Source organism: Bacillus sp. JJ1474 (genome assembly GCF_036965225.1).
Lineage (GTDB): Bacteria > Bacillota > Bacilli > Bacillales > Cytobacillaceae > Cytobacillus.
In genome coordinates this window covers 313-11,790 of sequence record NZ_JBALPC010000001.1, presented here as the reverse complement: position 1 = coordinate 11,790, position 11,478 = coordinate 313, and the positions used below count along the sequence as shown (strand labels likewise).

Genomic DNA, 11,478 nt, shown 5'->3' with positions numbered 1-11,478 from the left:
ATAATCGGGCCTTTACGGGATGTTGATCCCTCTTAGAAATTTGTGTTTTACTCACCATCTTGCAGTGGGGATCTTACAGCCCGTTAATCTGCGATAAATATTTGTGAATAGTTTTTTTCATTTACATAGTAGATTTGTGATTAGAAGTTGAGAGCTTCAAGTCAGTAAATGTATTGTTTTAATACCCTAAAAGCATTATACTATACTAATGTGAATTGCTTTATTTTACCCATTACCTCAACCAATGCTTTTATAAATACACGATAAAACAAAACTCTCTAAAACCCGGATATGTTAGAAAGGGGATTAAAATATGAATGAAAAGCAAAGACTTGAAGGACAACAAGTGAAAACAGCTAATCCATCGGACAAAAAATCCGAAAAGGATTACAGTAAGTACTTTGAGACCGTATTTACACCGCCATCCTTGAAGGATGCTAAAAAACGTGGAAAAGAAGAAGTAAAATATCATAAAGATTTTGATATCCCGGAAGAATTTCATGGAATGGGGAAGGGCCGAAAGTTCTATATCCGCACATATGGCTGCCAAATGAATGAACATGATACAGAAGTCATGGCAGGGATCTTTATAGGGCTTGGCTATGAACCAACTGATACTGTGGAAGATGCTAATGTGATTCTCTTAAATACATGTGCCATTCGCGAAAACGCTGAAAATAAAGTGTTCGGTGAACTTGGCCACTTAAAGCATTTGAAAAAGGAAAAACCTGACTTGCTTTTAGGTGTTTGCGGCTGCATGTCCCAAGAGGAGTCTGTCGTAAACAAAATTCTTAAAACCTATAATCAAGTCGATATGATTTTCGGAACACATAATATTCACCGTCTTCCTAACATCCTGAAGGAAGCATATATGTCAAAAGAAATGGTCATTGAAGTATGGTCAAAAGAGGGAGACGTCATCGAAAATCTTCCAAAGGTACGCCGCGGCAATATTAAAGCTTGGGTTAATATTATGTATGGCTGTGATAAGTTCTGTACTTATTGTATTGTACCATTTACAAGGGGGAAAGAGCGAAGCCGCCGACCAGAGGACATCATTCAGGAAGTTAGACAATTAGCTGCTCAAGGCTATCAAGAAATTACCTTGCTTGGACAAAATGTGAATGCCTACGGGAAAGACTTTGAAGATATTAAATATGGTCTTGGAGATCTTATGGATGAAATGCGTAAAATTGACATCCCGCGTGTTCGATTTACGACTAGCCATCCACGAGATTTTGATGACTATCTCATCGAAGTCTTGGCAAAAGGCGGAAATCTCGTAGAACATATTCACTTGCCTGTTCAATCTGGTTCAACAGAAGTGCTTAAAATCATGGCTCGTAAATACTCAAGAGAGCATTATTTAGAGCTTATTCGAAAAATAAAAGCTGCAATCCCTAATGCAACATTCACTACAGACATTATTGTCGGTTATCCTAATGAAACAGAAGAGCAATTCCAAGAAACGCTTTCCTTATATCGTGAAGTAGGGTATGAGGCAGCCTATACCTTTATCTATTCCCCTCGTGAAGGCACACCTGCAGCAAAAATGCAGGATAATGTTCCAATGGTAGTTAAGAAGGAACGTTTACAGCGCTTAAATGCAGTAGTTAATGAGTTTTCTGCTGAAGCAATGAAGAAATATCAAGGTCAAACTGTTGAAGTTTTAGTTGAGGGTGAAAGCAAGAATAATCCAGATGTGTTAGCAGGCTATACGAGAAAAAATAAGCTAGTTAATTTTATTGGTCCAAAATCAGCAATTGGTAAAATTGTTAATGTGAAAATTACAGATGCTAAAACGTGGTCACTAAACGGAGAAATGGTTGAAGAACTAGATGCGGTAGAGGTGGAGTAAGATGGGTAAATACACAAAGGATGACATTGTAGCAAGAGCAAAAGAGCTTGCACAAATGATTGCAGAAACGGAAGAGGTTGACTTTTTTAAACGTGCTGAAGCCCAAATTCATGAAAATGCTAAAGTAAAGGCAACAATTACGAATATTAAAGGTTTGCAAAAGCAAGCAGTTAATTTGCAGCATTTCGGCAAAATGGAAGCATTAAAAAAGACTGAAGATAAAATTGAATCCCTTCAGAACGAGCTGGATGAAATTCCTGTTGTGCTAGAGTTTAAGCATTCACAAATTGAAGTGAATGAACTCCTGCAGCTAGTTGCATCAGTCATTTCTAATACTGTCACAGATGAGATCATTTTGACAACTGGCGGTGACCTTTTAAGCGGCGAAACAGGTGCTCAAATAAAAAATAGTGACTGTTCACACCATTAATAATAAAGTCAGAACTCCTTTTGGAATTATTTCCGAAAGGAGTTTTTTTGTATAAAGTGAAACTTCAATCAGTGGGGGTTTTCCTTCATCCCCCACTGATTGTTAGTTGAACCAATCGGGCCTTTACGGGCTGTTGATCCCCCACTTAGAAATTTTCTGTTTTACTCAACTTCTTGAAGTGGGGGTCTTACAGCCCGTTAAACTGCGATAAAATCTTAAGTAAGCCTATTGTGGGCACACTCCTAAAGAAAAAGCATACTATGAATTATGCCTATACTTTTACTCAAACATTCATCAATAAATATCGCACACTAGTCTAATATCCCGCATAGGATGAAGTGAAAATGAATGAGGAGGTTCGCTCGCAATGGGAGAATACAGAGAGATAATAACCAAGGCGGTCGTAGCGAAAGGACGTAAATTTACTCAATCCAATCATACGATTAGCCCTAAACATCATCCATCAAGCATTCTAGGCTGCTGGATCATAAACCATAAGTACGATGCGAAAAAGGTCGGGAAAACAGTCGAAGTTTCCGGAACATATGACATTAACGTTTGGCATTCCTTTGACAATAACACAAAAACTGAAGTCGTTACTGAACGTGTCGAATATATGGATGTCATAAAACTAAAATACCGTGACCCGGATAGTTTAGATGACCATGAAGTTATTGCACGCGTATTGCAGCAGCCTAACTGCACTGAAGCGGTCATTTCACCGAATGGAAATAAGATCATTATCCACGTTGAAAGAGAATTTCTCGTTGAAGTGATCGGTGAAACAAAGGTTTGTGTAGCCATCCATCCTGGAAAATGCGATAGTGAGGATGACGAAGCATGGGGAATGGACGTAGAAGACGAGGAGTTTGAAGATTTAAATCCAGATTTCTATATTGGAGATGAAGAGGAATAAAAGGTAACTAGGAGGTTTTGCTCCTAGTTTTTCTTTTTTTTATAGAATATATGTTTAAATATTCAAATTTGTTATATAATGAATGAAAATTTAAAGGAAGGTAGAACAAATGGAAAATTATTGGCTTTTTATCTTTATGTGTATCATGTTGATTATTTTGCCAGGTCCTGATACAGCCATTATTACGAGAAATACGATTTCAAAACGAAAAGCTGCAGGAATGAAAACTACATTTGGGACTCTTACTGCTTTGCTCATTCATACTCTAGCTGCTGTATTCGGTTTGTCTGCTCTAATTGTAAAATCAGCTTTCTTATTTTCAATATTAAAGTATGTTGGTGCCATTTATTTAATCTATCTTGGCTGTAAATCAATCCTATATATTTTGAAAAAACATCCTCAGACAAGTCAAGATTCTAATCAAGCAGATAAATATAAAAATACATCTTACTACCGTCAAGGCTTCCTGACAAATCTTCTTAATCCTAAGGTAGCCGTATTCTTTTTGACCTTTTTGCCTCAATTTGCTGGTAAAGGGGATAATGCTTTTTTTGAGTTTTTAGCTTTGGGCTTAACCTATACAGTCTTAACACTAATATGGTTTATTTTCTATATTTACTTAATTAATTATATTAGTGAATTTATGAAAAAGCCTTCTACTATGAAGGCGGTAGAAGGGTTAACAGGAGGCATTCTTATCCTTTTTGGCATAAAGCTGGCTTTGGAAAAAAACTAATTGGTCATTTGCTCTTTATTTATATTTTTAGTAGATGCAGCAATCTTTCAAAAGGAGTGCTGCATTTTACTTTTGTCAGAACATTCACTTTAGAGGATTATGTTATAATGAAAATATCATTTTCAGTAGAAGCTGCTGAAATAATAATAAATCAAAATGATATTAATGTTACAAATGGAGGATACTATGGCAGGTTATACGCCTATGATACAGCAATACTTAAGTGTAAAGGCAGATTATCAGGATGCCTTTTTATTTTTTCGTCTTGGCGATTTTTACGAGATGTTTTTTGAAGATGCGATAAAAGCATCGCAGGAACTTGAGATTACGTTAACGAGCAGAGAGGGTGGCACGGAGGAGCGTATTCCGATGTGTGGCGTACCCTACCATTCTGCTCCCGGCTATGTTGAACAATTAATAGAAAAAGGGTATAAAGTAGCGATTTGTGAGCAAACGGAAGACCCGAAAAATGCAAAGGGTGTTGTGAAGAGAGAAGTTGTACAGCTGATTACCCCCGGAACGATGATGGAGGGGAAAGGCCTTCATGATAAAGAAAATAATTATATCGCTACTTTTTCTTATTTTGATGATGGTTCTTTCGGATTTGCCTTTAATGATCTTTCTACTGGAGAAACAAAGGTTACCCTTTTGACTTCAGGCTTTGAAGAAGTTTTAAATGAAATTTCGCTTTTAGGTGCGAAAGAAATTGTTATTGCTTCCGTTTTCAACGAAGATTGGAAGCTGAAAATAAAAGAACGGACAGATATGACCTTTTCTATCGAGGATGATCATATACAAAAGGATCACTACCAACACTTACTTGAAGATATTAATCAGGACAAGTTTCACCAAACCGTTTCCAGACTGTTTAACTACCTTTATCGAACACAAAAGAGAAGCTTAGATCATCTTCAAAAAGTAACAATCTATCAAACACATCATTATATGAAAATCGATTATTTCTCGAAGCGGAATCTTGAGCTTACCGAAACGATACGTTCTAAAGGAAAAAAGGGGTCCTTGCTATGGCTTCTAGATGAAACACAGACAGCAATGGGGGGCAGATTATTAAAACAATGGATCGATCGTCCCCTTGTGAATGAAGAGGAAATTATTCGCCGCCAGAATCTAGTTGAAACATTTATAACCTCGTATTTTGAAAGGGAAGAACTTAGAGAGAAGCTGAAGGAGGTCTATGACCTAGAAAGGCTTGCAGGAAGGGTCGCCTTCGGAAATGTGAATGCTCGGGATTTAATCCAGCTCAGACGTTCTTTACTGCAAATTCCTGGAATAAAGGATCTTTTAATGGAACTTTCTAGAACAGAGGCACAGCATTTCTCTAAGCGTCTCGATCCATGCGAAGAAATTGTTGATTTGCTTGAAAGGGCAATTGCAGAAAATCCTCCGCTTTCAGTTAAAGACGGGAATATGATAAAGGATGGGTATAATGAAGAACTAGATAAGTTCCGTGATGCCACTCGGAATGGAAAGACGTGGATTGCCCAGCTTGAGAAACAGGAACGGGAGAAGACGGGGATTAAATCTCTTAAGGTCGGCTATAATCGCGTTTTTGGCTATTATATTGAGGTGACTAGAGCCAATCTTCACCTTCTACAAGAAGGCCAATACGAGAGGAAACAGACGTTAACAAATGCAGAAAGGTTTATTACGCCAGAGCTAAAAGAAAAAGAGGCACTTATTCTGCAAGCAGAAGAAAAAAGTGTAGAGCTAGAATATGAGCTTTTCTTAAGGTTGCGTGAGCATATTAAGGGATTTATTCCAAGGCTGCAGGCGTTAGCTAAATTAATTAGTGAGCTTGATGTTCTTCAATGCTTTGCAACTGTGAGTGAAGAGAGACATTATGTGAAGCCATTGTTTTCGAAGGAAAGCAGATTAATAATCAAGGATGGAAGGCATCCAGTTGTTGAAAAGGTGATGAATGCTCAGGAATATGTACCAAATGATTGTTATATGGACGCTGAAAGTGAGATGTTCTTAATCACAGGTCCTAACATGTCAGGGAAGAGTACATTTATGAGACAAATTGCCCTAACAGCAATCCTTGCGCAAATTGGCTGTTATGTGCCAGCCTCAGAGGCGGTTTTGCCTATTTTTGATCAAGTTTTTACAAGAATTGGTGCAGCGGATGATTTAATTTCGGGTCAAAGTACCTTTATGGTTGAAATGCTTGAAGCAAAAAACGCCATCATCCATGCAACGCAAAACAGTCTTATTCTCTTTGATGAAATCGGACGAGGTACATCCACATATGATGGAATGGCGTTAGCTCAAGCGATGATTGAGTATATCCATGATCGTATAGGAGCGAAAACATTATTTTCTACCCATTACCATGAATTAACAGTTTTGGAAGAGAGTCTCGAGAAATTAAAAAATGTGCATGTTAGTGCCGTTGAACAAAATGGGAAAGTTGTTTTCCTTCATAAGATTAAAGAAGGTGCAGCGGATAAAAGCTATGGCATTCATGTAGCGCAGCTTGCTGAATTGCCTGAGGAACTCATTCATAGAGCAAACGAGATATTAACGGGCTTCGAGCAGAAGGCACCGGTGCATGCTGCTGTACCGCCAAAAAAAGAATTACAAACATCAGCAGAGTCAGATTCCCAGCTTTCATTTTTTGATGAAACAATATTAGTAAAAGAAAAACCTGTCAATTCGAAGGAAAAGCAGGTTTTGGAAAAAGTAAAATCACTTGATATCCTGGATATGACACCAATGCAAGCATTAAATACCATTTATGAACTCCACAAAAAGCTAAAAAGTTAAGGAAGAAAATTAAATCTTCCTTACAAATCATAGAAAACTTTCAAAAATGGAGGTGAAGCTATATGGGGAAAATTATTCAGCTCGATGATGCACTTTCAAATAAAATAGCAGCAGGCGAGGTCGTGGAGCGTCCAGCATCCGTTGTGAAAGAACTAGTGGAAAATTCAATAGATGCAGGAAGTACAATTATTGAGATTGAAACAGAGGAAGCAGGATTGGCCAAGATTCGAATCATAGATAATGGGGACGGTATTGCTGAAGATGATGTGCTTACTGCTTTCCAGCGTCACGCGACAAGCAAAATAAAGGATGAAAATGACTTATTTCGTATTCGTACACTAGGTTTCCGGGGTGAAGCATTGCCAAGTATTGCTTCTGTTTCAAAAGTCGAAATGAAAACCTCGACTGGGGAAATCGGAACAAGAATAGTTGTTGAAGGCGGTAAGTTAGGAGCAGTAGAAAAAGCGCCAGCTAGAAAAGGGACAGATTTAGTTGTTTCTGATTTATTCTTTAATACGCCTGCACGTTTAAAATATATGAAAACCATTCATACCGAGCTTGGAAATATTACTGATGTTGTCAATCGTTTGGCCCTAGCACATCCAGAAGTATCAATCCGTCTTATTCACAATGATCGAAAGCTGCTCCAAACGAATGGAAATGGGGATGTTCGCCAAGTTTTAGCGGCTATTTATGGAATGAACATCGTGAAAAAAATGATTCCCATTCAAGCAAGCTCTCTGGATTTTCAAATAAGCGGCTATGCAGCATATCCTGAAATAACAAGAGCCTCCAGAAATTATATTTCAACGATGATAAATGGCAGATTCATTAAGAATTATGCTTTAGCAAAAGCAATCCAGGAAGGCTATCATACCCTTTTACCTATAGGCCGATATCCAATTGTATTAATTAATATTAATATGGATCCTTTGCTAGTTGATGTCAATGTCCATCCTTCTAAAATGGAAGTCCGTTTAAGTAAGGAACAGGAATTATATGAGCTTGTCATTGAAACAATTAAAGCCGCCTTTAAGAAGGAGGAGCTGATTCCGACAGGGTTTACACAGCCAAAGTCTATTCAGCCGAAACAGGAACAGACATTTTTGCAATTAGATCATATTCCTGAGAAGGCATTTAAAGAGGAAAGGTTTGTCCAGCCTCCAACTTCTTCTTTTGTTATGGAAAAAGGATTGACCACTGAGTTGACTGCAAATAATCCTAAGCCAATGTCAGAAATGGTCTCAGCAAATCTTGAACAAGATTTAGCCTCTTTCAGCACTTATGAAAAAAATAGTGAAACAAGCGAGATTTCGCATATAGAACAGGTAGATCAGAAAGAGCCTACGCGAATTCCACCGTTGTATCCACTTGGACAAATGCACGGAACGTATATTTTTGCTCAAAATGAAAAGGGATTATATATCATCGATCAGCATGCAGCTCAAGAGCGTATTAAATATGAGTTTTTTAAAGAAAAGGTTGGACAAGTGGCGAGTGAGCTGCAGGAAATGCTCATTCCATTGACCTTTGATTACTCAACAGATGATTATATTAAAATTAATGAATATAAGGGTGAGCTGGAAAAGGTCGGCGTTTTCCTTGAGCCGTTTGGTCATAATAGCTTTATCATCCGCTCTCATCCGCAATGGCTGCCAAAAGGAGAAGAAAAGGAAATCATTGAGGATATGATTGAGCAGCTCCTGTCCATGAAGAGGGTTGATATTAAGAAGCTAAGGGAAGAAGCAGCGATCATGATGAGCTGCAAGGCTTCTATTAAAGCTAACCATCATTTAAGGAATGATGAAATTCAGGCATTACTAGATGAATTAAGACAGACCTCTGACCCTTTCACCTGTCCGCATGGCCGTCCGATTATTATTCATTATTCTACCTATGACATGGAAAAAATGTTTAAGAGAGTTATGTGATTTTTAACAGCGAAGAACCCTTAGAATAGCAGGATTCTTCGTTGTTTATTATATTATTTGACACATTTTGACCACTTTTACTGGTTGGAATCGCTTTTTTGAAGTGCTTTTGAAAAAATTTCCGCTGATGAATCTTGAAGATTTGAGGTAACGTGACTATATTTATCTAATGTTATGGCCACGTTTGAGTGACCTAATCTTTCTGAAACTACCTTAGAATTCTCACCAATTTCTAACATGATTGTAGCGTGTGTATGTCCTAGATCATGAAAACGAATTTTCTTCACACCCAAAGCTTGATATCGTATAAAAATTGCTTATGTATAGTATTAGGGTTAACCGGTTCGCCGCCAAAAGCAGAAATAACAAAATGATCATTATTTAATTTCATACCAACCTTGAATAACTGTTCCTGTTTTTTTACTTTATAAAATTGAATTTATCGTATCATTTCGTCTGTAATAGAAATATTTCTTTTTCCACTGCTTGTTTTGGGTGACTGCAAAACTAGACCTTGCCCAGCGACATAATATAAGGAATGGTGAACATAAATTCTTTTTTTGCCAATATCGATATCTCCCCACTTTAGTCCTAAAAGCTCACCGCGTCTCATTCCCGTATAAATGGCTAAATAATATAGCATAAATATATGATTTTTTTGACTTCTCATTCTGTTAAGGAAGATGTTGCAATCCTCTATTGACCAAGTTTCAATACTCTTCTTTTGCCTTCGTGGAGCTTTTACATTATTCATAAAATCATTTTTAATATATTTCCAATCGACCGCAGTTTTGGCAGCCATCTTCAGTATGGAATGGATGTACTGAATAAATTCTTCAGTTAATCCCTCATTAAGTAGCTCGTTATAGTATTTGCTAATCATTATTGGGGTAAGTTGCTTTACTTTCACATGTCCGAACTTTGGAATCAATCTTTTTTCTACTGCGCTCGAATAGCCATTAAACGTAGTAAGCTTTACAGCTGGTTTAGCAATAATATTAAGATAGTCAATAATGTAATCCTTAAATATTATTTCTTTTTCATTCACAAATGTTTCATTATCTATTTCAATTGTCATTTGATTTGCGGCTAATTCAGCATCTTTTTTAGTCTCGTATCCACGCCTTGTAATTTGCTTCCTTTTACCTGTTGAAGGGTCTCTACCAAGTTCAAGTGTAAATGACCATGTATAGCCTTTTTTGTTTTTTGCGGGAACTTTTCTATAGTAAGTCATTTTGTCCTCCTTAATATTTTACTGTTTTTCTGTATATCTTTTTTTCATTAAAGTAAACTTTCAGACGGTAAGAATATATGTTCTGTTTTGTGATTAAATGAAAAGCCCTGAGTTGGGCTTATAAGTTATCGTTCACACGCAATGCCATCTTTATCGCGATCTTTGCTCTTGTTTGCATCATAAAGTTCTTTTGAAACATGTGGTTTATATTTTGTTTTTCCGCCTTTGTTTTTCGAAGAAGAAGACTCAGCGACTCCACCTTTATAATCCTTATTTAACTCAGTGCAGTTTTTATCCGTTTTTGCGGGCTTACTAAAAAGCATACGGTGCTCTATAAAAAAACAGCAGGTGAATACGAGTTTAAGTAACTGACTTTGTATTATGTTTCTTTAAAATTGGAGGGTTAAGAATGAGAAAAGCTAGGAACGGATTAAGGCCAGTAACAGCAATTTCATACCAACAGGAATTAAAGGGATATTTCCACTGTTTTAGTCAAGAGGGCAGCCTTGAGGAAGGTATTGGCACATATGCAACTATCGAATTAGAAGTCGGCACTGTTCGTCAAGTGGATGCCTTCAAAATGAAATTCGATGATGTTGAGGGGGAATAATCGTGGCAGCTAAAAACAGACAAAGATGGAGATTTACTAAATGGCGTGAGTGTTGTGAAGAATGCGGGAGGAAACTGGATTATAGAGATTGGTATCACCGGACATACGGTACATGTAATTCAACTTGTTATTTGTACATGGTTGGTATGAGTTGGTCAGATTTTTATTAATCACAAGAGTAAAGGAATTTCCTAAAAGGAGTGGATCTGTTTGAACACAAGAAAAATAGATCAATTGATTGCTGAAAATGTATTTGGATGGAAAACAAATCACTTTCAAAATATAGACATTATTTCTGTGTACGCGGATGATGGGGAGGAATTTTCTATTCCAGATGACTTCTGTCCAACAGAAGACATAGCAGATGCGTGGAAGGTCATTAAAGAAATGAGATTTAAAGGAATATACTTTGAAATCAGTTCAAGTTCTTGTCGAGTGGCTTCGTATGTGATGAAAGAAGATCAGACACTACCTTACAACTATAGACAGGAGCTTTCCAGTGAACAATGTGAATCTATTGAAATGAAAGATATGCCTTTAAGAATTTGCATGGCTTCATTAAAAGCATTGAATGTAACATTTTAAGCATGGAAGTTACTACACAAAAAAAGAGCCTTGTAAGGCTCTAAAGCAAACTGATATGCAAAAGGGATATGTTCATAGCTATTTTATGCAACAATATGGGAATTGATTAGGATAAGGCGAGTGTGGAAGCTTCAACAAGATGTTTGCCTTATCCCATAAAAAAAATTTTCCCTGAATTTAGGAAATTAATTCATTAAGTAAAATGTAATCAAAGGAAATGCAGGCACTAGTAATAGTACCTGCATTATATTAGGAGGTGTCTCTTGGGTATTATATATTATTCAAATTTAAAAAACTTGTCCGTGTTTCTTTAAAAATGTACTTGTTCATTAAATGGTTTAAGCATTATGTTCATTTGACAAAAAATGTGACATAAAAGGAGATTATTGAT

Annotated in this window: 11 protein-coding genes; 8 read left to right on the top strand and 3 right to left on the bottom strand. The window is 36.9% G+C overall.

Annotation, left to right across the window (positions count from 1 at the left end; translation table 11 throughout):
- Positions 1 to 313: 313 nt before the first annotated feature.
- From miaB to mutL, 6 genes are all read left to right on the top strand, one after another.
- On the top strand, positions 314 to 1,858 hold the full coding sequence (gene miaB, locus V7164_RS00055) for a tRNA (N6-isopentenyl adenosine(37)-C2)-methylthiotransferase MiaB (RefSeq protein WP_335353137.1): 1,545 nt from the start codon (positions 314 to 316) through the stop codon (positions 1,856 to 1,858).
- Between the two features lies 1 nt (position 1,859).
- Complete coding sequence (locus tag V7164_RS00050; protein ID WP_335353136.1) at positions 1,860 to 2,288, top strand: RicAFT regulatory complex protein RicA family protein; 429 nt, start codon at positions 1,860 to 1,862, stop codon at positions 2,286 to 2,288.
- 367 nt (positions 2,289 to 2,655) lie between these two features.
- Positions 2,656 to 3,204 carry an outer spore coat protein CotE gene (locus V7164_RS00045; RefSeq protein WP_335347640.1) on the top strand — a complete coding sequence of 183 codons (549 nt, stop codon included), beginning with the start codon at positions 2,656 to 2,658 and terminating at the stop codon, positions 3,202 to 3,204.
- A 109-nt stretch (positions 3,205 to 3,313) separates the two neighbouring features.
- Complete coding sequence (locus V7164_RS00040) at positions 3,314 to 3,940, top strand: LysE family translocator (protein WP_335347641.1); 627 nt, start codon at positions 3,314 to 3,316, stop codon at positions 3,938 to 3,940.
- Between the two features lie 186 nt (positions 3,941 to 4,126).
- The gene (mutS, locus tag V7164_RS00035) at positions 4,127 to 6,727 is read left to right on the top strand and encodes a DNA mismatch repair protein MutS (RefSeq protein ID WP_335353135.1); all 2,601 of its coding nucleotides are present in this window, start codon (positions 4,127 to 4,129) and stop codon (positions 6,725 to 6,727) included.
- A 62-nt stretch (positions 6,728 to 6,789) separates the two neighbouring features.
- Positions 6,790 to 8,658 (top strand): DNA mismatch repair endonuclease MutL, encoded by a 1,869-nt coding sequence (gene mutL / locus V7164_RS00030; protein ID WP_335347643.1) that lies wholly within the window; start codon positions 6,790 to 6,792, stop codon positions 8,656 to 8,658.
- Positions 8,659 to 8,735: 77 nt separating this feature from the next.
- Here mutL and V7164_RS25615 read toward each other — a convergent pair whose 3' ends face one another.
- From V7164_RS25615 to V7164_RS00020, 3 genes are all read right to left on the bottom strand, one after another.
- Complete coding sequence (locus V7164_RS25615) at positions 8,736 to 8,945, bottom strand: tyrosine-type recombinase/integrase (protein ID WP_335490698.1); 210 nt, start codon at positions 8,943 to 8,945, stop codon at positions 8,736 to 8,738.
- A 152-nt stretch (positions 8,946 to 9,097) separates the two neighbouring features.
- Entirely contained in the window at positions 9,098 to 9,892 is a 795-nt protein-coding gene (locus tag V7164_RS00025; protein WP_335347644.1) for an Arm DNA-binding domain-containing protein, read from the bottom strand.
- Between the two features lie 125 nt (positions 9,893 to 10,017).
- On the bottom strand, positions 10,018 to 10,215 hold the full coding sequence (locus V7164_RS00020; protein WP_335347645.1) for an excalibur calcium-binding domain-containing protein: 198 nt from the start codon (positions 10,213 to 10,215) through the stop codon (positions 10,018 to 10,020).
- 86 nt (positions 10,216 to 10,301) lie between these two features.
- Between V7164_RS00020 and V7164_RS00015 the strand changes: the two genes are divergently transcribed.
- Positions 10,302 to 10,502, top strand: coding sequence for a hypothetical protein (locus tag V7164_RS00015; protein ID WP_335353134.1), 201 nt, complete (start codon positions 10,302 to 10,304; stop codon positions 10,500 to 10,502).
- Positions 10,503 to 10,712: 210 nt separating this feature from the next.
- Positions 10,713 to 11,087 carry a BC1872 family protein gene (locus tag V7164_RS00010; RefSeq protein WP_335347647.1) on the top strand — a complete coding sequence of 125 codons (375 nt, stop codon included), beginning with the start codon at positions 10,713 to 10,715 and terminating at the stop codon, positions 11,085 to 11,087.
- Positions 11,088 to 11,478: the final 391 nt, after the last annotated feature.